The sequence below is a fragment of the Collinsella sp. LCP19S3_B11 genome, assembly GCF_052121915.1.
Taxonomy (GTDB): Bacteria; Actinomycetota; Coriobacteriia; order Coriobacteriales; family Coriobacteriaceae; genus Collinsella.
In genome coordinates, this window is record NZ_JBQKDI010000007.1 from 52,607 (window position 1) to 74,168 (window position 21,562).

Consider the following 21,562-nt stretch of genomic DNA (forward strand, 5'->3'; position numbering starts at 1 on the left):
ATGGCAGACGCTAAGGATTTCCTGTTTGAGATCGGTACGGAGGAAATGCCCTCCGCACCGCTGAACAATGCCGTCAAGCAGCTTGGCGATATGATCGCCAAGGGCCTCGACGAGGCCGGCCTGGCCCATGGCGAGGTCCGCGTGATTTCGAGCCCGCGTCGTCTGGCTGCGCTCGTGACCAACGTCGCCACCGCGACCGATGAGGTCCACGAGGTCAAGCGCGGCCCTGCGGCAAACATTGCCTTCGATGCCGACGGCAACGCCACCAAGGCCGCTCAGGGCTTCGCCCGCAAGTGCGGTGTGGCTGCCGAGGACCTGATCCGTCGTGAGGATACCGACGGCCGCGAGTACGTGTTCGCCGAGAAGAACATTCCCTCCGCACCGGCTACCCCTATTCTGACGGCCCTGTGCGAGAAGACGATCGCAGGCCTGCAGTGGCCCAACTACCGCAGCCAGCGCTGGGGCCACGAGCACGCTACGTTTGTGCGTCCGGTCCGTTGGATCTGCTGCCTTCTGGGCGAGGACGTTGTGCCCGTGACGTTTGCCGATGTGACGAGCGGCAATACCACGCGCGGACATCGCGTTCTGGGCCCCGGTGACCATGTTGTCGCCAGCCCCGCCGTCTACGAGCAGGTGCTCGAGGACGCCGGCGTGCTCTCTGCCGAGCGTCGTCGTGAGGCCATCCTTGCCGGTATTGCCGAGGTCGAGGCCGCTCGCCCTGGCTGCCATGTCGATACGCCCAAGAAGGTCTTCGAGGAGGTCATTAACCTCTGCGAGTGGCCGACGGTGCTCGTCGGTACCTTCGACGAGGAGTTCCTCAAGGTCCCGCACGAGATCATCTGCGAGTCCATGCTCACCAACCAGCGCTACTTCCCGATCTATGACGGCGAGGGCAAGCTCACGCGTGAGTTCGTGGTCGTCTCCAACAGCAAGCCCGAGAATGCCGATCGTGTGATCGACGGCAACGAGCGCGTCGTGCGCGCCCGTCTGGACGATGCCAAGTTCTTCTACGAGGAGGACCTGAAGATCTCCCTCGACGAGTTCCGTGAGCGTCTGGCCAAGGTTGCCTTCCAGGAGAAGCTCGGCAGCGTGCTCGCCAAGTCCGAGCGCATTGAGCAGCTCGCGCTCGCTATTGCCCGCGAGGCCCATCTGGGCGCCCACCTCGCTGCCGATGCCGCTCGCGCCGCGCACCTGTGCAAGGCCGACCTGGTTTCCAACGCCGTCGTCGAGTTTACGAGCCAGCAGGGCGTGATGGGTGGCTATTACGCAACTGCGATGGGGGAGAACGACGAGGTCGCCCACGCCATTCGCGATCACTATCGTCCCCGCTTTGCCGGCGATGAGCTGCCCGAGGGCACCGCTGGCTGCATCGTGGCCTGTGCCGACAAGCTCGATACCATTGCCGGTATCTTTGCCATCGGTGAGCCCCCGACCGGCTCTTCCGACCCGTACGCGCTGCGTCGCGCCGCTATCGGCATTATCAACATCCTGCGCGATCGTCTGCCGATCGACCCCACGACGCTCATCGACTTTGCCCTTGAGCTCTATAGCGAGCAGGGCATCGAGTTCGACGCCGCCGAGGTCGCCCAGCAGGTCCGTGACTTCTTCCACGGCCGTCTGGTGAGCATGGCCCGCGACGAGAAGATTCCGGCGGATACCGTCGCCGCCGTCTCCGCGGTGCACATCATCGCTCCGTCCGTCTTCTTCGCCCGCTGCGCCGCGCTCGACGAGGCTCGTAAGAACGATGCCGAGACCTTCGACAACCTGGCTACTGCCTATGCCCGCGCCGCGCACATCTCCAAGCCCGAGCTGGGTATGGAGTACGATCGCAGTCTGATGGGTGAGGCCGAGCTCGCGCTCGCCGATGCCTCCGAGGCTGCTCAGATCGCTGTCGATGGCGCCCTTGCTGCCGAGGATTACCCGGCCGCATTTGCCGCCCTTGCCGCCCTGCGTGCCCCCATCGACCGCTTCTTCGACGAGGTTATGGTCATGGACAAGGACGAGCAGCTCCGCGATAATCGCCTTAAGCTGCTCAACCGCTTCGAGGCCGTTTTCTCTGGCATCGCCAACATCGGTGAGCTTGCCCGCAAAAAGTAAGCCAGCCTGCGCATAAGCGCAAAAGGAGCCCCGCATGGATTGCCCGGTCACCGCACGTCCCACCGTTATCGTTATCTCCGACTCGCTCGGTGATACCGCTTGTGAGGTGGTGCTTGCGGCGTCCGGGCAATTTGATGAAGGGGCTTTTCGTCTCTTGCGCTTGCCCAAAGTGAACTCGGTGGAGCAGGTCAAGTCGTTTGTGGGCCCGCGCGTCGATGCGGACCATCGTGATATCGCCGTGTTCCACACTATCGTCGATCCGGCGCTTCGCGCCCGCGTGCTCGATTACCTGGGTATGCTGCATATTCGCTCTGTCGACCTGATCGGTCCGACCCTTGCCGTGCTGTCGTCGCTCATCGGTGTGCCGCCCAAGGGCGTTGCGGGCGTTATTCACAAAACGGATGACCGCTATTTCCACCGCATTGAGGCTATGGAGTATTTCGTTGAGCACGATGACGGGCGCGGTTGCGACGACCTTTCGGGGGCCGATATCGTGCTGCTGGGCGTGTCGCGTACGTCCAAAACGCCGCTGTCGATGTATTTGGCCTATCAGGGTTACAAGGTCGCAAACGTTCCGCTGGCGCACGGCATGGAGCCGCCGAAGTCGATTTACGAGGTCGACCCGATGCGCCTGTTCGGCCTGATTTCGACCGTTGACGTAATTTCTGAGATTCGCGACAGCCGCTTGGGCGATGACTACGCCCGCGCCGTCGCCGGCTCCTATGCCGAGCCCGAGAGTGTGCGCAGCGAGCTTGAGGAAGCCCGTGCCCTCATGAAGCGCCTAGGCTGCTTTGTGGTGCGTACCGACGGTAAGGCGATTGAGGAGAGTGCATCCGAGATCATCGGTCATTTGGAGGAAATCCAAGAAGCTCGAGCCCGTCGTGCCGCTCGCCGAGCCCAACAAAAGTAGCTAATTTGGGACGGGGCTTTTTTAGCTACCCCGGCTGAGGCCGCGAGCTTTTTGGCCGATTGCCGACGGGGTAGCTAAAAAAGCCCCGTCCCAAATTAGCTACTTATGGTAAAGCGATTTAGCAAAGTTCTTTCAGTTAACCTGCAAGTCTCCTACACTGGTATCTTCATAAGGTAACCACCTTTATCTACCGTTTACCGTCAGTTTTACCACGTTTACCAAACCTCGCACCCTCTACGCAAGCACTTCCAATACCCGCCGTATAGTACCCTCACGGCTCGCATCCGGCGGGTCGATTCGTTACCACGGTCGTGCGCGACAGCGCATGGAAGGGGAGTATCGTGAGCGATTGCAAGAGGGTTTACCGTTTTGGAACCGACGCCCAGGGCACCTGTGTCACTGAGGGCGACAAGTCCATGAACTTCGTGCTTGGCGGCAAGGGTGCAAATCTTGCCGAGATGAGCCGCATCGGCCTGCCGGTTCCCGGTGGCTTTACCATTACCTGCCAAACCTGTGTCGAGTACTCCGGTGCCGGCAACGTGTGGCCCGAAGGCGCACTCGATGAGATCGTTGCCGCCGAGGCCGATCTCGAGGCCCGCTGCGGCAAGAAGCTTGGTGACGCATCCGACCCGCTGCTCGTGTCGGTTCGCTCGGGTGCTCCGTTCTCCATGCCCGGCATGATGGACACGGTCCTAAACTTGGGCCTTAACGACGACTCCGTTCTGGGCCTCATTGCCCAGACGCAAAACCCGCGTTTTGCCTGGGATAGCTACCGCCGCTTTATCCAGATGTTCTCCAACGTCGTTATGGGTGTCGATGCCGACTTGTTTGAGAACGCCCTGACCCAGGCTCGCTTGGTCGCCGGCGTTCGCGTCGATTCCGAGCTTTCGGCCGAGGACCTGCAGGAGCTCGTCGAGACCTTCAAGGGCATCTTCTCCGAGAACGTCGAGGCTGCCCTGTATCCCGAGCTCGAGGTTGTCGACGGCAAGCCCGTCTTCCCGCACGATCCGGAGCTCCAGCTGCGCCTTGCCATCCAGGCCGTCTTTGGCAGCTGGATGAACGAGCGCGCCTGCATCTACCGCAAACAGCATGGCATTTCCGACGAGCTCGGCACTGCCGTCAACGTCCAGGCCATGGCTTTTGGCAACAAAGGCGAGACCTCTGCGACCGGCGTCGCCTTTACGCGCAATCCGGCCGATGGCACCAAGGAGTTCTACGGTGACTTTTTGGTTAACGCCCAGGGTGAGGACGTCGTCGCCGGCATCCGCAACACAGAGCCCATCGCCGACCTCAAGACCACCCCGGGCCTCGAGTCTGCTGGTGAGGAGCTCGAGCGCGTTTTCCTGACGCTCGAGGATCATTACCGCGATATGTGCGATATCGAATTCACCATCGAGCAGGGTAAGCTCTGGATGCTCCAGACTCGCGTGGGCAAGCGTACCGCAATCGCCGCGCTGCGCATCGCCATCGAGATGGTCGAGGAGGGCCTCATCACCCGCGAGGAGGCCGTGAGTCGCATCGATCCCGCGCAGCTCGACCAGCTTCTGCATCCGCAGTTCGACTCCTCCAAGAAGTACGAGGCCCTGGCCTGCGGCCTTAACGCCAGCCCCGGCGCCGCCGTAGGCGAGGTCGTGTTCTCGAGCGACGATGCCGTCGCGCGCGCCAACGAGGGCCATAAGGTCATTCTGGTCCGCTGGGAGACCAACCCCGACGACTTGAAGGGCATGGTCGCTGCCGAGGGCATCCTTACCAGCCACGGCGGCAAGACGAGCCATGCCGCCGTTATCGCCCGCGGTATGGGTACGCCCTGTGTCTGCGGCGTTGAGCGCTTCCATATTGACGCCGCCGAGAAGGTCGTGCGCATCGAGGGCAGCGACCGCGTGCTGCACGAGGGCGATGTCATCTCCATCGACGGCACTCAGGGTATCGTCGTCGATGGCGCCGTCGATCTGGTCTCCGCCGAGCTCACCGGCGATCTGGACACCATTCTGTCCTGGGCAGACGAGATTCGCCTGGACGAGACCGACGGTCACGCCAACCACGTGCGCGTCAACGCCGACAACCCCGAGGATGCCGCGCTCGCACTCGAGTTTGGCGCCGAGGCCATCGGCCTGTGCCGCACCGAGCACATGTTCCTGGGCGACCGCAAGAACATTATCCAGAGCTTTATCCTGTCCGACGACGAGGCCGTGAAGCAGCAGGCCCTGGCCGACCTGCTCAAGGTTCAGACCGAGGACTTTCTGGCGATGTTTAAGACCATGTCCGGTCGCGATGTGGTCGTTCGCCTGCTCGATCCGCCGCTGCATGAGTTCCTGGATAATCCTCGCGAGCTCGAGGTCGCCATCACCAAGAAGGAAGCCGCCGGCGCCAGCGAGGAAGAGCTTGCCACCCTGCGTGCCCGCCTGCGTCGAATCGACGGCATGGTTGAGTCCAACCCGATGCTCGGCTTGCGCGGTGTGCGCCTGTCCGTTGTCTTTGGCGATCTGCCGCTCATGCAGGTTCGCGCCGTCGCCACGGCTGCTGCCCGCCTTATCAAGGAGGGCGTTGACCCGCGCCCCGAGATCATGGTCCCGCTCGTTTCCATCACAGCCGAGCACGTCCAGACCCGCGAGGTCATCGAGCGCGTGATCGCCGAGGTATCCGCCGAGGAGGGCGTCGAGCTCAATATTCCCGTGGGCACGATGCTTGAGCTGCCGCGCGCCTGCATGGTCGCCGACGAGATCGCCCACCATGCCGACTTCTTCTGTTTTGGCACCAACGACCTCACCCAGACAACCTTCGGCTTCTCGCGCGACGACGCCGAGGCCAAGTTCATCCCGCTGTACATGCACAAGAAGATCCTGAAGGATAATCCCTTCGAGACCATCGACGCGGCGGTGCTCGAGCTGGTGCGTATGGCAGTCGAGAAGGGTCGCGCCGCCAACCCCGACATGCACTTTGGCGTGTGCGGCGAGCACGGCGGCGACCCCAAGTCCATCAAGGGCCTGTTCAACGTGGCCGATGTGGACTACGTGTCCTGCTCGCCCTATCGCGTGCCCCTCGCACGACTGGCTGCCGCCCAGGCCAAGCTCGAGGCCAAGCGTTCCGCCTAGCGTTTAGTGTATAGACCCCTAGCGTATCCCCCTTCATGCCGCCCGTCTCATTTGTGAGGCGGGCGGTTATCATGTGCGGGTTTTGTCTTTTTGTCTGCGAAAAAAATTGTTCTTGCAGCAGAAACCCGCGCGTGTATACTCGAATACGTTTGTTCAACTACGTGCCGGCCAAGGTGGTACGGCACCTCTAGAAGAGTAAGGAATTGCACATGGATTACATCCGCGCAATCGAGCGTCAGCAGATCCGCGAGGACATCCCGCAGGTCCGCGTTGCCGACAACGTCAAGGTTCACTACCGCATTAAGGAAGGCGACCGCGAGCGCATCCAGGTTTTCCAGGGTGACGTTATCCGCATGGCCGGCGCCGGTGCCCGTGAGACCTTCACCGTCCGCAAGATTTCCTTCGGTGTCGGTGTTGAGCGTACCTTCCCGCTTCACAGCCCCAAGATCGCCAAGCTCGAGGTCGTCCGTCATGGTCGCGTCCGTCGCGCCAAGCTGTACTACCTCCGCGACAAGGTGGGCAAGGCTGCTCGCATCCCCGAGAAGCGCTAAGAAGATCGCAGCGTCTGTCCACTCGTTTGGACACAAGGGTCACCTTCGGGTGGCCCTTCTTTTTATCTGATTTCCATGCAAGGAGGGCCTGGTATGGCCAATATGACGAGCTCGATTTCGGCATCGCAGGTTGCCGGCGAGCTGGCGAGTGCCACGTTCGAGGAGATTCCCGCCCTCGTGGAGCACTATCGCGAGGATCCGCGCCAGCAGGTGATCAAGGCTTGCGAACGCGCACTTAAGCGCCATGCCAAGGAACTTTCCGAGCGCGAGCGCGTCAACGGCATGTACGAGCTGATGCATGAGCTCGGCGGCGATGGCGTGGTCGTTGGTGTTGACGAGGTGGGGCGCGGCTCTGTCGCCGGCCCGTTGACGGTCTGCGCTGTCTGCCTTCCCATGGAGCCGCGCGTTTGGGGCATTAACGATTCCAAAAAGCTCACGCCTGCCCGTCGTGAGCTGCTCTCGGTGCAGATTGCCGAGGTGGCTACGGCCATTGGTTTTTGCCATATCGCGCCTGCGGATATCGATGAGATGGGCATGGCCCGCGCCATCCGCGCTGCCGTCGCGGGTGCGGTGGCCGATACGGGGCTCGAGCCCGATTGCGTGCTTATGGACGGTAACCCTTTGGGCGCCGTCCCTAACGAGCGCGATGTGGTGAAGGGCGATGCCAAAATCGCCTGCATCGCCGCTGCTTCCATTATGGCCAAGGTCACGCGTGACGAGATGATGGTCGAGTACGACGCCGAGTATCCCGAATATCATCTTGCTGAGTCAAAGGGCTATGCGAGCCCCGAGCACATTGAGGCTATTCGTAAACATGGCCTTTCTCCGTTGCATCGTGTGAGCTTCTGCGGAAATTTTTTGCAGACGGAGCGTCTTTTTTAAGGCAAATATGGAGACAGGGACTTCTGGGATTTTATAAACCAGCTGGTGGGGACCGCATGCAACCCAATTGTTGCATGCGGTCCCTTTTTTGTTTGTTTTTGGTTGGACTTTGGTTTTCTTTTGGTACTTACCCGCAAGAAAGGCGGCCTCATGATCGGGTCAATATCGTGCGCGGGAAAGGAGACCCCATGTGCGCCGCAAGTGCAAAGAGCAAGACGCAACAGCTCAAAGAGCTTTGGGAGAACGGGGAGATTGATTGCGCGTCGATTACGCCTGGGTTCATTAAGGGCCTCAGTCCTCGAGAACTGGGCATGCTGGGCGAGCTTATTGCAATCGATTACTTTCGCGAGCGCGGTTATGCCCTCTTGGAACAGGGCTACCGGTGTCCCGAGGGTGAGGCCGATCTGGTACTGCTTGATGAACTTGATGATGTCGTGGTGATGGCTGAGATCAAGACAAGGCGCGTCGCCCTAGATTGCAACACGCGGGTCTTTCCCGAGGAGGCGGTGGACGCCCAGAAGCAGCGTCGCTACCGCCGTATCGCGAGTTGTTACCTTATGGATCACTATCCCCTTAAGGCGATTCGCTTCGACGCGGTGGGCGTTACTATCCGCGGCGGTCATATTGCGGAGATTGAGCATCAATACAACGCATTCGATTGGCAGGTATCGTGATGGCGTTTGACACCTTTGCCGTCCACGCTGCATGTATTCGTGGCGTCGAGGCGATTCCCGTCACGGTCGAGGTCTCGCTTGCCGGCGGTATTCCGGGTATCCAAATGCTTGGCATTCCAAGTATGGAGGTGATGGAGTCACGTGGCCGCATACGCTGCGCAATGCGCTCGGCAGGATTTGAGATTCCACGGGCGGGCATTACCGTCAACTTGGCTCCGGGCGATATCCGTAAAACGGGCAGTGGTTTTGACCTGCCGATTGCCATCGCGGTACTGGCGGCCGATGGGCAGATTCCCCGCGACCATCTAGACCATTGCCTTATTGCCGGTGAGCTCGGGCTGGATGGTAGCGTGCTGCCCGTAAAAGGCGAGGTTGCGTTTCAGTTGTTGGCGCGTGATATGGGCCTGTCCTTTATTGCGGGAAGGTCGGATCAACATGTGCCGCTTGCCGGTGTGGACTGTGGCTTTATCGACCATCTGTCTCAGCTCGCCCGCGGTATGGGCGAGGCGGCTCGGCATTATCTGGATTCCGAGGGTGTCGAGGCGTCGTTTGAGCCAGAACTTGATTATGCCGATGTGCTGGGGCAGGAGGTTGCCAAGCGCGGCATTGCGCTCGCGGCGGCGGGGGAGCTCGGCCTGCTTATGATTGGCTCGCCGGGTTCAGGCAAGACCATGCTCGCACGCCGCATGACGGGTATCTTGCCCGAGCTTTCTCTCGAGGATCAGCAAGAGGCGCTGTGCATCCATTCGGTCTTGGGCGAGAACATCGATGGTTTGCTGGCGGGACACCGGCCGTTCCGTAGCCCCCACCACAGCATTTCGACTGCGGGCCTTATTGGCGGCGGACGGCCGGTGCACCCGGGCGAGATTAGCCTAGCGCACGGCGGCGTGCTCTTTTTAGACGAGCTTGCCGAGTTTCCCAACAGCGTGCTGCAGACACTCCGTCAGCCCATAGAGCGCGGCTACGTCAAGATCGTACGCGTCGATGGGGCTTTCACGTTTCCCTCGCGGTTCCAGCTGCTTGCCGCGAGCAATCCCTGTCCCTGCGGCTTTTTGGGCGATCGCGAGGTACCGTGCCGCTGCTCGGCTTCGATGGTTGAGCGCTATCGGTCTAAGCTACGTGGTCCCTTGGCCGATCGTATTGACCTTATGATTGACGTGACCCGACCCGACCCGCAGGTAATTATCGAGGGTGCCGAGGGTATGTCGTCAGCTGAACTACGTGACTATGTTGTGCGGGGTCGGGCATTTCGTGCCTGGCGCGAGTCCCGTTTGGACGATGCAGATGCCGAGGCCGAGGACGATGAGTCACGTTCCATCGACGGCGTCGTTTCGACCTTTGCGCTCGATGGGGCGGCGGAAAAGTGCGTGCTCGGCCTGTCGAGGCGCACACATCTCACAGGGCGCGGCATCGTGCGCTTGGTGCGTATCGCGCGCACGATTGCCGATGTCGCCGAAAGTGAGCGGGTAACCCAAGACCACGTGCTCGAGGCGGCGATGTACCAGGGGAGGAGGGACCAGTAATGCCCGAGGAGACTTTTGAGCTGCATCCCGGTGATGCGTTGTATCCAGATACCGTTTTGGAGCTCTCTGATGTACCCCAGACGCTTTATGTGCGTGGCGACCCCACCGCACTGTCGACGCCCGCGCTCTCCATCATCGGCGCTCGCAAGGCCTCGCCGTACGGCCTTGCCGTGGCAGAGCTGGCCGCGAAAGTTGCGGTCGAGGCGGGGGTGACGGTGGTCTCGGGCGGTGCGGTCGGCTGCGACCAGGCCTCGGGTTGGGCCGCGGTCAACGCTGGTGGCAGGCACGTCGTGGTGTTGGGTACAGGCGCCGACGTGGTTTACCCGCGCTCGAGTGCAGGGCTCATCGCGCGCACGATCGATACGGGCGGCGCGGTCGTGTCCATCTCGCCTTGGGGTATGGGGCCACGCAAGTTTGCCTTTCCGCGGCGTAACCGGGTGATTGCCGCGCTTTCGCAGGCGCTGTTCGTGTCGGAGGCCGGCATGCCCTCGGGCACGTTCTCGACAGCGGAGGCCGCCATGGACCTGGGGCGCGAACTGCTCGCGGTACCGGGCTCCATTTTGTCACCAGAGTCGCGTGGGACCAACTACCTCATCGCCAACGGGGCCTGCTGCATTGTTGACGAGGAGTCTATTGAGATGGCCATCTCGCGAATATACGGCACCCTGCGCTATTCGCGTCCCGATGCGCCCGGTATCGCCGATCTGAACCCCACGCAGCAGGCCGTGATGCACGCGCTCGTTGCCTCGCCGCTCAAGGTCGATGACATTGCCGCGCTCGTCTCCCTCGATGCCGTCGGCGTGCTCAAACTCCTGGGCTCACTCGAGCTCGAGGGACTCATTGAGCGCATGATGGATGGAAGGTATGCGCCCTCAAAGTTTGCGCTTCACGCTCAGACGCCCTTCGGTCACAATGGAAAGCGTGTCAATTAGAAAGGTGTTTGCAGATGCTGTTTGATCAAGTGACGGTTATCGGTGGCGGTCTGGCGGGATCGGAATGCGCGATTCAGCTGGCAGATCGCGGGTTTGCCGTAAAGCTGTGCGAGATGCGGCCGCTGGTGACCTCTCCTGCCCACCATACCGATCACTTGGCGGAGCTCGTCTGCTCCAATTCGTTTAAGTCGACCCGACCCGATTCCGCCGCCGGCCTGTTGAAGGCCGAACTCGAGCGTATGGGTTCGGTGCTGCTCGACTGCGCTCATCGCGCTGCCGTTCCCGCTGGTGGCGCCTTGGCGGTCGACCGTGTTAAATTCTCCGAGCTCGTCGAGGCCGAGGTTGCCGCCCGCTCCAATATCGAGGTCGTTCACGGCGAGGTCACCCAGATTCCCGAGGGCCATGTGGTTATCGCCGCGGGTCCCTTGTGCTCGCCGGCGTTGAGCGGGGAGGTCATGAAGCTCGTCGGTGGTGATTCCCTGGCGTTCTTTGACGCCGCGGCCCCGATTGTCGATGCCTCGACGCTCGATATGGATGTGCTGTTCTCGCAGTCGCGCTACGAGGAGCAGGGGAGTGGCGACTATCTCAATGCCCCGCTCAACAAGGAGGAGTACGAGGCCTTTATCGAGGCGCTTACCACGGCCGATCGCGTGGTGCTCAAGGACTTTGAGGGCGGGGACCTCTTCCAGGCCTGTCAGCCAGCCGAGGAGGTTGCGCGCACGGGTAAGGATGCCATCCGCTTTGGCGCTATGAAGCCCGTCGGGCTCACCGACCCGCGCACTGGTCGCCGTCCCTGGGCGGCGATTCAGCTGCGCGCCGAGAACAAGGAGAAGACCGCCTATAACCTGGTTGGTTTCCAGACCAACCTGACCTTCGGCGAGCAGAAGCGCGTTTTTCATATGGTTCCCGGTCTGGAGAATGCCGAGTTTTTCCGCTATGGCGTCATGCATCGCAATACCTTTGTCGATGCTCCCCATGTGCTCGATGGGACCTTCGCCGTGCCCGGCACGGGCGTGCGCCTTGCCGGACAGATTACCGGTACGGAGGGTTACATGGAAGCGGTCGCCACGGGTCTCCTCGCTGCGCTCAATACCTATGCCGAGGCTATCGAGGTTGCTCCTGTCGAGCTGCCGCGCGTGGGCGCTCTCGGCGCGCTCGTGGGCTATGCGACCGATCCTGCTACGGTCGGATATCAGCCCATGCATGTTAATTTTGGCCTGGTGCCTCCCCTCGAGGACGGTAAACGCCGCAGCAAACGTGAGCGCTATCAGGCCTATGCGGATCGCGCCCTTAAGGCCCTGGATTCCTATCTGGAATCGCGCTCCGACCTGTTTGGGGGCGACCGGCCATAGCCTTTGACCTGTACGGTGCCGTCGACTCGTTCATAGCCTATATTGCACGCGTCGAGGGGCTTTCTTCTAACACTGTTATCGCTTACGGCTCTCGTCTGGAGCGTTTTGCCGCTTGGTGCGAGCGTGGGGATATCGATGCACGCACGGCGGACGTACGTACCGTTCGTATGTATCTGGCAGAGCTGTCGCGCGAGCAGGTGGCGCCCAGGACGATTGCGGCGCACCTGTCTGCCATTCGTTCGTTCTATCGATGGATGGCTGCCGATGGTCTTATCGATGGAGACGCTGTCTCTGCGATTGCCTCGCCCAAGCTTCCACGCGATTTGCCCGGAGTGCTGACCACCCAGCAGGTTAAGGCACTGCTTGAGGCGCCAGACGTTTCAACGCCTGCGGGGCTGCGCGATGCGGCGATGCTCGAATTGCTCTATGCATCTGGGGCTCGCATCTCTGAGCTTGCGGCACTCAATGTTGAGTCCATTGCTTGGTCCGAGCGAACGCTGCGGCTTTGGGGTAAGGGGAGCAAGGAGCGTATCGTGCCCCTGTATCGGCGTGCTCTCGATGCGACCCGCCGCTATATTGAAGAAGGAAGACCGGAGCTTCTTGCTCAGGCAAAGCGTGGCGACGGTACGAACGGTGTGCATCCGCTGTTTATCTCGGCACGCGGCAACCGTATGAGCGCCGCCATGCTTAGGCGACGGTTTCATATGTTGGCGACGCTTGCGGGTATCCCTTCCGATATCGCCCCGCATGCGATGCGCCATACTTTTGCGACCGATTTGCTCGTGGGCGGAGCGGACTTGCGCTCTGTCCAGGAGTTGCTGGGGCATGCAAGCTTGTCCACCACGCAGATTTATACGCATCTCACGCCCGATCGGCTCAAACGCGCCGTTACCCAAGCTCTTCCGCGCGGCGAATAAGGCAGGAGAGGGGTCCTATCCAATCGATCGCGCGTCCGTGTGTGTGGTTTTGATTTCGGGTTGGCAGAAAGATGTAATCCTGCTATCATTCATCGGGTTGCTTCACGGCAACAGGTTTTTATCACGCACGCGCGGCTACTTCATACCGTGGTGCCCGGGCTTTGGTAGCACATGTCCGGGTTGGTTTTGGAGGATGACCCCGCGCGGAGGCAAACCACAGGAGGTTTAACATGGCTACCAAGATTAATATCCGCACCCTGCTCGAGGCCGGCTGCCACTTCGGTCACCAGACCCGTCGCTGGAACCCCAAGATGAAGCCGTTCATCTTCGGTGAGCGCAACGGCATCTACATCCTCGACCTCAAGCAGACCATTCTTGACGCCGACCAGGCTTACACCTTCGTCAAGAACGTTGCCAAGGGTGGCAACGTGCTGTTCGTCGGCACCAAGAAGCAGGCTCAGGAGGCCGTCAAGAACGCCGCTGAGCGCGCCAACATGCCTTACATCAACCAGCGTTGGCTCGGCGGCATGCTGACCAACTTCGTCACCATCCGCTCCCGCATCAACCGCATGGAGGAGCTCGAGGCCATGGTCGAGGACGGCCGCATGGCTGTTCTTCCCAAGAAGGAGCAGGCTGTTCTGGGTAAGGAGCTCGCTAAGCTCCAGACCAACCTCGGTGGCGCCCGCGACATGAAGGGTCTGCCCCAGGCTCTCTTCGTCATCGACACTAAGCGCGAGGAGAACGCCATCAAGGAGGCCCAGCGCCTGAACATCCCCGTCGTCGCTCTGATCGATACCAACTCCGATCCCGACGAGGTCGAGTACGGCATCCCCTGCAACGATGACGCCATCTCCGCTGTCACCCTTATGTGCGAGCTCATGGCCGACGCTTGCCTCGCTGGCTCCGGCAAGGAGCAGGTCTCCGAGGCCGAGATGGCCGCTGAGCCCAAGGCCGAGTAAATAAGTCCTAATTAAGTCTTTTTCATCTCTTTGAAAGGAACCACAATGGCCCAGATTACCGCCGCTATGGTCAAGCAGCTCCGCGAGATGACCGACTCCCCGATGATGGAGTGCAAGAAGGCTCTCGTCGAGGCTGACGGTGACATGGACGCCGCTGTTGACGTTCTGCGTAAGAACGGCCTCGCTAAGGCTGCCAAGAAGGCTGGCCGCGAGACCAACGAGGGCGCTGTCGCCGCGTTCGTCTCCGAGGATGGCAAGACCGGCGCTCTGCTCGAGCTCTCCTGCGAGACCGACTTCGTCGGCTCTAACGCCAAGTTCACCGGCTTTGCTTCCAAGGTCGCCGAGGTTGTCGCCACCACCGAGCCGGCCGACGTCGACGCTCTGCTCGAGAAGCCGATGGGCGAGGAGACCGTTTCCTCCGAGCTCACCGAGATGATTCACATCATGGGCGAGAACATGAAGATCTCTCGCTTCGCCGCTCGCAAGGTCGAGAACGGCGCTCTCGCTTCTTACATCCACATGGGTGGTAAGATCGGCGTCCTCGTCGAGTTTGCTTTCGAGAAGGCTGAGACCGCTCAGGCTGAGTCCTTCAAGACCTTTGCCCACGACGTTGCCCTTCAGGTTGCCGCTGTCGCTCCGATCTGCGCTACCCGCGATCAGGTTCCGGCCGAGACCGTCGAGCATGAGAAGCAGATTTACATGGCTCAGGCTGCCGAGTCCGGCAAGCCCGAGGCCATCCAGGAGAAGATGGCTGTTGGCCGCCTGGAGAAGTTCTACAAGCAGTCCGTGCTCACCGAGCAGGAGTTCATCAAGGACAGCTCCCTCACCATCAAGAAGTACGCTGAGCAGGTCTCCAAGGAGCTCGGCGATACCATTACCGTCGTTGCCTTCGACCGTCTGGTCCGTGGCGAGTAAATAAGCTCTTGTAGCTGGTAATGAGCAGGCTGTGGGTTTTACTCACAGCCTGCTTTTTCATGCCTCTAAGCAGAGCCTTTGATATCATATTGAGAGTCTAATTAAAGGAGGATCGCTTTGTCCGACATCCGATATAAACGCGTGCTTTTGAAGCTTTCCGGCGAAGCACTGATGGGCGATGGCCACTATGGCATCGACCCCAAGGTTACCGACCATCTTGCCAAGCAGGTCAAGGAGCTGCTCGCCGTTGGCCATGAGGTCGGCATCGTTGTCGGCGGCGGCAATATTTTCCGCGGCATGGCTGGAGCTGCCGGCGGTATGGAGCGTGCTCAGGCCGATTACATGGGCATGCTTGCAACCGTTATGAACGCGCTCGCCCTGCAGGATGCCTTCGAGCATAACGATGTTCCCTGCCGCGTTATGAGTGCCATCCAGATGAACGAGATTTGCGAGCCCTATATTCGTCGTCGCGCCATCAATCACCTGTCCAAGGGCAATGTCGTTATCTTCGCAGCCGGCTCGGGCAATCCGTACTTTACGACTGACACCGCCGCGGCCCTTCGCGCCTGCGAGATCGGTGCGGAGATTCTGATTAAGGCCACCAAGGTCGACGGTATCTACGACAAGGATCCCGTCAAGTGCGCCGATGCCGTCCGCTTTGACAAGATCACCTATCACGAGGTGCTCGTCCGCGGCCTGCAGGTTATGGATTCCACGGCTACGGCCCTGTGCCAGGATAACCGTATGCCCATTTTGGTCCTCAACATCGATGGCGAGGACAACGTCAAGCGCGCGCTTTCGGGTGAGCCCGTCGGCACGCTCGTCTATCAGGAGGATTAAGCATGGCAGAGAACATCACCGCCCACATGGACAAGTCGCTCGAGTCCCTCAAGCATAACTTCTCCAAGGTCCGTACCGGCCGAGCCAACGCTAACGTTCTGTCCGACATCACCGTCGATTATTACGGTGTTCCCACGCCGGTCACGCAGGTAGCCGCCGTAAAGACCCCCGAGGCCCACATGCTGCTCATCGAGCCGTGGGATAAGGCGCTTATCAACGCCATCGTCAAGGCCATCGGCGCTTCCGATCTGGGTATTACCCCCAACTCCGATGGCACCGTTGTTCGTCTTCCGTTCCCGGCTCCCACCGAGGAGCGCCGTCGCGAGCTCGTCAAGGAGTGCCGCGAGTACGCCGAGCAGGCTAAGGTGTCTATCCGTAACATCCGTCGCGACTTTAACAACAAGCTCGAGCGCGATGAGGAGCTCACCGAGGACGACGTCCGCCGTGAGCAGGCCAAGGTGCAGAAGCATACCGACGAGTATGTCGCCAAGGTCGAGGAGCTTCTGAAGGAAAAAGAAGCCGAGGTCATGGAGATCTAAGGTGCATTACGACGAGAACAAACTGGTCGAGTACTTTGCCGACGCCCCTGCGGGCGTCGGTTTTTCCGACCTAGACCTCAATAATATTCCACATCATATCTCGTGCATCATGGACGGCAACGGTCGCTGGGCTACGGCGCGAGGTCTTGCCCGTACCGAGGGCCACAAGGCGGGTATCGTCTCCCTTCGTGAGATCATTACCGCCTGCGTGCGTCTGGGCGTCGACGTGCTTTCCGCCTATGCGTTTTCAACCGAAAACTGGAACCGCCCGCAGCATGAGGTTAACGTCTTGATGCATCTGTTTGCCAAGACGTTTATCGATGAGCTGCCGCTTCTGAAGCGCGAAAACGTGCGTGTTGTCTTTTTGGGCGATATTTCCGCGCTGCCCAAGAAGACCCGCGACGTTTTTGAATGCGGTCTTGCCGAGTGCGCCGATCACACCGGTATGACGCTGGCGCTTGCCGTCAACTACGGCGCTCGTGCCGAGATTACGCGTGCTGCCCGTCAGCTTGCGCTCGATGCCGCCTCCGGCAAGATCGATCCTGCTGCTATCGACGATGATATGGTTGCTTCGCACCTGTACACCGCCGGTCTTCCCGATCCCGAGCTGGTCATTCGCACCTCCGGCGAGCTACGCCTTTCGAACTATCTGCTGTGGCAGGTGGCTTATTCCGAGTTCTATGTCACCGATACCTATTGGCCTGACTTTGATCGTTGGGGCCTTGTCGACGCCATTTTGGCCTTTCAGGGCCGTGACCGTAGGTTTGGTGGACTGAGCAAAACCGAGGAGGCTTAATCGTGTCCGATCGTCCCAAGGCATCTGCTCCCAAGACGCCTGCGCGCAAAGCTGCCGCTGCGGGAGCGCCTGCAGCGAAGAGCGGCACCGGTTCGTGGCTTGCGGGCTTTATTACCCGTGCCGCCGCCGGTATCGTCTACGCCGTCGTCTTTATCCTGTGCCTGGTTTTGGGTATCGTGCCCACCGCCATTTTTGTCTCTGTCATGAGCGGGCTTTGCTGCTTTGAGTTTTTCCGTATGACGAGGCTCGATGGCAAGGTCGCCAACGAGCACCTGGGCATTATTGCCGCCGTGCTCTTTCCGTTATCGGCGCTTGGCGATTCGCTTTTGCTGAACGCCCTGCTTTTTGCACTGATGCTCGCGGTGGGCATTTGGTATGTTTGGTCGCCGCGTACCCGCATCTCTGATGTGGCCGTGACGCTCATGGGTCCCATCTACACAGGCTTTATGCTGTCGGCTATTGTGCTGCTGCGCGATGCCGTGCCCGGTTTTGCCGGCGCCCTGCTTTCAGTGGGTGTTTGCGCGTCCCTTTGGGTCTCCGATTCGTTTGCCTACATCGTGGGCAGCCGTATCGGCAAACACAAGATGGTCCCCAAGATCTCTCCCAACAAGAGCTGGGAGGGCTTTGTTGGTGGCATCTTGGGCTCGGTTCTCATCTGGCTCATTTTGTGGGTGACGCATCTCTATAAGCTGAGCTTGCCCTATGCGCTGCTTTGTGGCGTGGTTGTGTCCATCCTGGGCGTTATCGGCGACCTTATCGAGTCGCGCATCAAGCGCGGTGTGGGCGTCAAGGATTCCGGTAACCTTATCCCGGGCCACGGCGGCATGCTCGATCGTAGCGATTCGCTTATCTTCGGCTGCATCACCGCGCAGCTGATGCTGATGATCGGAGGCGTGCTGTAATGTCCTTCCAGACGACGTATGGCTCCGATGGACGCCTTCGTGTTGCCATCCTGGGCTGTACGGGCTCTATCGGCACTCAGGCGCTCGATGTTTGCCGTCAGCATGCCGATCGTCTGCAGGTGACGGCGCTTTCCGTTAATTCCAGCACCTCCGAGCTCGTTGCAGCTGCCCGCGAGTTCTCGGTTCCGGCGGTTGCCGTGGCCGATGTCGCTCATGGCGATGACGCCGTGCTGCAGGAGTTGCCCGAGGGAACGGAGCTCGGCGTAGGTGCGCAAGCGGTTTGCGAGCTCGCGCGTCGCGACGATGTTGACTGTGTGCTTGTCGCTATTGTGGGCGCCGCCGGTCTCGAGGCGAGCCATGCGGCCTTGACCTCGAATAAGCGCCTTGCCCTTGCCAATAAGGAGTCGCTCGTTGTTGGCGGTGACCTGCTGATGCCGTTGGCTCAGCCCGGTCAGCTTATCCCGGTCGATTCCGAGCACTCTGCAATTTACCAATGCTATCTGGGTGAGAATCCGCGCGAGGCCCATTGTATTTGGCTTACCTGCTCGGGCGGTCCGTTCTTTGGCCGTTCGCGCGAGGAACTCGACCGTGTGACGCGCGCCGATGCCCTGGCGCACCCTACGTGGGCTATGGGTGCCAAGATCACGATTGACTCCGCTACCCTCATGAACAAGGGCCTGGAGCGTATCGAGGCGATGCACCTGTTCGGTTGCGACCTCGACTTTATCAACGTGGCCGTTCAGCGCCAGTCAAAGATTCATTCGATGGTCGAGTTTGCCGACGGCTCCGTGATGGCGCATCTCGGGGCATCTGACATGCGCATTCCCATCCAGTTTGCCTTCTCGTATCCCGAGCGCTGGGATACTCCGGCTCCGCGCATCAATTTCCGCGAGTTGGGTCAGCTTACCTTTGATGCGGCCGACATGGATACGTTCCGCTGCCTGGCGCTGGCCGAGCGTGCGGGCAAGACGGGCGGCACCATGCCGTGCGTGCTCAATGCCGCCAACGAGGTCGCCGTCGATGCCTTCCTGCATGATGACTGCAGTTTTACCGATATCGATCGCATTGTGGAATCCTGTATGGATGCGCATGATGCGCAGACGGTCGATTCGTTTGAACAGCTTCGCGGTATCGATGCGTGGGCGCGTGAAAAGGCCGCGCAAGTGCACGCCGCAACCCGTTTTTAACCCATAAGGATTGCTTTTTCGTTTTATGGAAACTGTTCTGAGCGTTCTCTCATCGGTCTTTTGGGGCCTGCTGATGCTTTCCGTCCTCGTGTTTTTGCACGAGGGCGGCCACTTTTTGGCGGCGCGTGCCTGCGGCGTCCGGGTGACTGAGTTCTTTTTGGGCCTGCCGTGTCGCTTTGATATCCACCATACGTCTCGTCGGATCGGCACCAAGTTTGGCGTGACCCCGCTGTTGCTGGGTGGGTATGCTGCCATCTGTGGCATGGATCCGACCGATGTCTCGTATGCCGATCGCGTGCTTGCCGCCATCTATTGCCACGGCCGTGTGACGGTGGCCGATCTTGCCGTCGAGCTTGAGCTGTCCGAGGAGGATGTGCTCGAGGCCTGTGCTTTGCTGCTGGGTTGGGGCTCCATAGCTCCTTGGTATGAAGAAGGGGAAAAGCCTTCGCCTGGTTACTATCCCACCAAGTACCAGACCCTGCCGCGTGACGCGGCGGGTTATACCACCTTTGACGGCCGTCGGTTCGATCGCGAGCACGCGACTGCCGAGGGCGATGTATGGGAACTGCCGTGCGGCGAGGCCGAATTCCTTGCACGCGAGCGCTCGCACACCTATTTGGGTCAGGGCTTTGTCAAGCGTGCCTTTATGCTGCTTGCGGGCATTATCGTCAATATCCTGACGGGCTTTTTGCTCCTTATGAGCATCTATTCCATCGCGGGTGTCACGGTGCCGGTGGACACCAATGTGATCGGCCAGGTTGACGAAGGCTCGATTGCCTCCGCGGCGGGAATCGAGGATGGCGACGCGATTCTTTCGGTCGACGGAGTATCGTGCTCTACCTGGATGGACGTTTACGATGCCATTGGCAAGGCTGCCGGTAAGGACGATATCGCCATTGAGTACGAGCGTGACGGCAAGAAGCATTCGACCACGGTTGCGCTCAAAGAGGACGAACGCCTAGGTGTGTATGTCTCTACGCAGGTGGTCCGTTTAGACCCTATCACGTCGGCTCGCCTGTCGTTCTCCTATGTCGTGCAGACAGCGCAGGGCGTGATGCGCCTGCTCCAGCCTCAGCATACGATGGAGATTCTCGATCAGTCCTCTTCGATCGTGGGTATTAGCGTTATGTCCTCACAAGCTGCTGCTGCCGGCCCTGCCACGTTCCTTTCGTTTGCCGCCCTCATTTCGTTCTCGCTTGGCTTTATGAACCTGCTGCCCATCCCGCCACTCGATGGCGGCAAGTTGGTCATCGAGATCATTCAAAAGATTGCGGGCCGCGAGCTTCCGCTCAAGGTCCAGACGATTGTGAGCTATGTGGGCATCGCGCTCTTTGCACTGCTGTTTGTCTATATGCTTCGTTCCGACATCCTTCGATTTATTCTGTAGGGGAGTGTTTGGATTGTCTTTATCCCATCCTTTGCCTCGCGAGTTGACGCGCCCCGTGCATGTGGGCGGCGTGCAGATCGGTGGAGGCGCGCCGGTGGCGGTCCAATCCATGACCTGCACCGATACCGCTGATACCCAGGCAACGCTTGCTCAAGTGTGCGCGTTGGCGCAGGCTGGCTGCGATATCGTGCGCGTGAGCGTGCCCACCGAGGCCGCGCTTGAGGGTTTCCGCACCATCTGTGCCGAGTCTCCGGTGCCGATCGTTGCCGACATCCACTTTAACCATAAGCTCGCCATTGGTGCCGTTGAGGCCGGTGCTGCCAAGCTGCGCATCAATCCCGGCAATATCGGCGATTGGGCCAAGGTTGACGCGGTAATCGATGCTGCGGGTGCCGCGGGCTGTGCGATTCGTATCGGCGTCAATGCTGGTTCGCTTGAGCAGGATATCGCTGAGCGCGACGACCTCACGCAGCCCGAAAAGCTCGTGATGTCGAGCGAACGTTTTGTCAAGCATTTTGAAGACCGCGGCTTTACGAACATTGTGCTATCGGCTAAGGCCCATAGCGTGCAAACGACGCTCGACACCTATCGTGCCCTGTCGCGTGAGATTCCCCACGTTCCGCTCCACCTGGGCGTTACCGAGGCGGGCACCAAGCTGCAGGGCACCATCAAGAGCTCGGTGGGCCTTGGCATCCTGCTGTCCGAGGGAATCGGTGACACCATGCGCGTTTCGCTCACGGCCGATCCGGTTGAGGAGCCGCCGGTCGCCTGGGGAATTTTGCAGTCGCTGGGCCTGCGTCGCCGCGGCCCCGAGATTGTCTCGTGCCCCACGTGCGCCCGCTGTCAGGTTAACCTGATCGCAATCGCCGAGGAAGTAACCGAGCGGCTTAAGAACTATGCCGCGCCGCTTTCGATTGCCGTCATGGGATGTGCCGTTAATGGCCCCGGTGAGGCTTCTGATGCCGACCTGGGCGTTGCTTGCGGACGTGGTCAGGGCCTGCTCTTTTCGCATGGCCAGATCATTGGTAAAGTAGCGGAGGACCAAATTGTCGACGCGCTTATGGCCGAGGTCGACAAGCTTATTGAGGAGAAATAAATGACCCGAGC

Annotated in this window: 19 protein-coding genes; all 19 read left to right on the forward strand. The window is 60.3% G+C overall.

Annotation, left to right across the window (positions count from 1 at the left end):
- The 19 genes from glyS (at position 1) to ispG (ending at position 21,551) form a co-directional block, all read left to right on the forward strand.
- Positions 1-2,097 carry a glycine--tRNA ligase subunit beta gene (gene glyS, locus ACTQV4_RS05425; protein ID WP_441569449.1) on the forward strand — a complete coding sequence of 699 codons (2,097 nt, stop codon included), beginning with the start codon at positions 1-3 and terminating at the stop codon, positions 2,095-2,097.
- Between the two features lie 34 nt (positions 2,098-2,131).
- Complete coding sequence (locus tag ACTQV4_RS05430) at positions 2,132-3,007, forward strand: pyruvate, water dikinase regulatory protein (RefSeq protein ID WP_154516238.1); 876 nt, start codon at positions 2,132-2,134, stop codon at positions 3,005-3,007.
- Between the two features lie 341 nt (positions 3,008-3,348).
- Positions 3,349-6,099 (forward strand): pyruvate, phosphate dikinase, encoded by a 2,751-nt coding sequence (ppdK, locus tag ACTQV4_RS05435; RefSeq protein WP_441569450.1) that lies wholly within the window; start codon positions 3,349-3,351, stop codon positions 6,097-6,099.
- A 209-nt stretch (positions 6,100-6,308) separates the two neighbouring features.
- Positions 6,309-6,650: a 50S ribosomal protein L19 gene (gene rplS / locus ACTQV4_RS05440; protein ID WP_117583231.1), complete on the forward strand. Its 342-nt coding sequence runs from the start codon at positions 6,309-6,311 to the stop codon at positions 6,648-6,650.
- A 93-nt stretch (positions 6,651-6,743) separates the two neighbouring features.
- Positions 6,744-7,532: a ribonuclease HII gene (locus ACTQV4_RS05445; protein ID WP_154516244.1), complete on the forward strand. Its 789-nt coding sequence runs from the start codon at positions 6,744-6,746 to the stop codon at positions 7,530-7,532.
- A gap of 188 nt (positions 7,533-7,720) precedes the next feature.
- A complete protein-coding gene (locus ACTQV4_RS05450; RefSeq protein WP_441031093.1) occupies positions 7,721-8,206 on the forward strand; it encodes a YraN family protein in 486 nt (161 codons plus the stop codon).
- Complete coding sequence (locus ACTQV4_RS05455) at positions 8,206-9,729, forward strand: YifB family Mg chelatase-like AAA ATPase (RefSeq protein WP_427717565.1); 1,524 nt, start codon at positions 8,206-8,208, stop codon at positions 9,727-9,729. The genes ACTQV4_RS05450 and ACTQV4_RS05455 overlap by 1 nt, the downstream gene beginning before the upstream one ends.
- Positions 9,729-10,661, forward strand: coding sequence for a DNA-processing protein DprA (locus ACTQV4_RS05460; protein WP_441569451.1), 933 nt, complete (start codon positions 9,729-9,731; stop codon positions 10,659-10,661). Before ACTQV4_RS05455 ends, ACTQV4_RS05460 begins: the two co-directional genes overlap by 1 nt.
- Before the next feature lie 14 nt (positions 10,662-10,675).
- The gene (gene trmFO / locus ACTQV4_RS05465; protein WP_441015513.1) at positions 10,676-12,013 is read left to right on the forward strand and encodes a methylenetetrahydrofolate--tRNA-(uracil(54)-C(5))-methyltransferase (FADH(2)-oxidizing) TrmFO; all 1,338 of its coding nucleotides are present in this window, start codon (positions 10,676-10,678) and stop codon (positions 12,011-12,013) included.
- An 8-nt stretch (positions 12,014-12,021) separates the two neighbouring features.
- Positions 12,022-12,930, forward strand: coding sequence for a tyrosine recombinase (locus ACTQV4_RS05470; RefSeq protein ID WP_441569468.1), 909 nt, complete (start codon positions 12,022-12,024; stop codon positions 12,928-12,930).
- Positions 12,931-13,160: 230 nt separating this feature from the next.
- Positions 13,161-13,889 (forward strand): 30S ribosomal protein S2, encoded by a 729-nt coding sequence (gene rpsB / locus ACTQV4_RS05475; protein WP_055285135.1) that lies wholly within the window; start codon positions 13,161-13,163, stop codon positions 13,887-13,889.
- A gap of 45 nt (positions 13,890-13,934) precedes the next feature.
- Positions 13,935-14,804: a translation elongation factor Ts gene (tsf, locus tag ACTQV4_RS05480; RefSeq protein WP_409064982.1), complete on the forward strand. Its 870-nt coding sequence runs from the start codon at positions 13,935-13,937 to the stop codon at positions 14,802-14,804.
- Positions 14,805-14,921: 117 nt separating this feature from the next.
- Positions 14,922-15,644, forward strand: coding sequence for a UMP kinase (gene pyrH, locus ACTQV4_RS05485; protein WP_427717558.1), 723 nt, complete (start codon positions 14,922-14,924; stop codon positions 15,642-15,644).
- 2 nt (positions 15,645-15,646) lie between these two features.
- Complete coding sequence (gene frr / locus ACTQV4_RS05490) at positions 15,647-16,183, forward strand: ribosome recycling factor (protein WP_441569452.1); 537 nt, start codon at positions 15,647-15,649, stop codon at positions 16,181-16,183.
- Position 16,184: 1 nt separating this feature from the next.
- A complete protein-coding gene (locus tag ACTQV4_RS05495) occupies positions 16,185-16,979 on the forward strand; it encodes an isoprenyl transferase (RefSeq protein ID WP_441054250.1) in 795 nt (264 codons plus the stop codon).
- A 2-nt stretch (positions 16,980-16,981) separates the two neighbouring features.
- Positions 16,982-17,881 (forward strand): phosphatidate cytidylyltransferase, encoded by a 900-nt coding sequence (locus ACTQV4_RS05500; protein ID WP_441540752.1) that lies wholly within the window; start codon positions 16,982-16,984, stop codon positions 17,879-17,881.
- Positions 17,881-19,068 carry a 1-deoxy-D-xylulose-5-phosphate reductoisomerase gene (dxr, locus tag ACTQV4_RS05505; protein ID WP_441569453.1) on the forward strand — a complete coding sequence of 396 codons (1,188 nt, stop codon included), beginning with the start codon at positions 17,881-17,883 and terminating at the stop codon, positions 19,066-19,068. The genes ACTQV4_RS05500 and dxr overlap by 1 nt, the downstream gene beginning before the upstream one ends.
- A gap of 25 nt (positions 19,069-19,093) precedes the next feature.
- Positions 19,094-20,455 (forward strand): M50 family metallopeptidase, encoded by a 1,362-nt coding sequence (locus ACTQV4_RS05510; protein ID WP_441569454.1) that lies wholly within the window; start codon positions 19,094-19,096, stop codon positions 20,453-20,455.
- Positions 20,456-20,486: 31 nt separating this feature from the next.
- Positions 20,487-21,551, forward strand: a complete 1,065-nt coding sequence (gene ispG / locus ACTQV4_RS05515) for a flavodoxin-dependent (E)-4-hydroxy-3-methylbut-2-enyl-diphosphate synthase (protein ID WP_441569455.1) — start codon at positions 20,487-20,489, stop codon at positions 21,549-21,551.
- Positions 21,552-21,562: the final 11 nt, after the last annotated feature.

Coding starts and splice junctions, on each gene's coding strand:
- frr (WP_441569452.1), top strand. CDS start 15,647: ATGGCAGAGAACATCACCGCCCACATGGACAAGTCGCTCGAGTCCCTC.
- dxr (WP_441569453.1), top strand. CDS start 17,881: ATGTCCTTCCAGACGACGTATGGCTCCGATGGACGCCTTCGTGTTGCC.
- rpsB (WP_055285135.1), top strand. CDS start 13,161: ATGGCTACCAAGATTAATATCCGCACCCTGCTCGAGGCCGGCTGCCAC.
- tsf (WP_409064982.1), top strand. CDS start 13,935: ATGGCCCAGATTACCGCCGCTATGGTCAAGCAGCTCCGCGAGATGACC.
- trmFO (WP_441015513.1), top strand. CDS start 10,676: ATGCTGTTTGATCAAGTGACGGTTATCGGTGGCGGTCTGGCGGGATCG.
- ACTQV4_RS05430 (WP_154516238.1), top strand. CDS start 2,132: ATGGATTGCCCGGTCACCGCACGTCCCACCGTTATCGTTATCTCCGAC.
- ACTQV4_RS05450 (WP_441031093.1), top strand. CDS start 7,721: ATGTGCGCCGCAAGTGCAAAGAGCAAGACGCAACAGCTCAAAGAGCTT.
- ACTQV4_RS05510 (WP_441569454.1), top strand. CDS start 19,094: ATGGAAACTGTTCTGAGCGTTCTCTCATCGGTCTTTTGGGGCCTGCTG.
- ACTQV4_RS05445 (WP_154516244.1), top strand. CDS start 6,744: ATGGCCAATATGACGAGCTCGATTTCGGCATCGCAGGTTGCCGGCGAG.
- glyS (WP_441569449.1), top strand. CDS start 1: ATGGCAGACGCTAAGGATTTCCTGTTTGAGATCGGTACGGAGGAAATG.
- ACTQV4_RS05460 (WP_441569451.1), top strand. CDS start 9,729: ATGCCCGAGGAGACTTTTGAGCTGCATCCCGGTGATGCGTTGTATCCA.
- ACTQV4_RS05455 (WP_427717565.1), top strand. CDS start 8,206: ATGGCGTTTGACACCTTTGCCGTCCACGCTGCATGTATTCGTGGCGTC.
- rplS (WP_117583231.1), top strand. CDS start 6,309: ATGGATTACATCCGCGCAATCGAGCGTCAGCAGATCCGCGAGGACATC.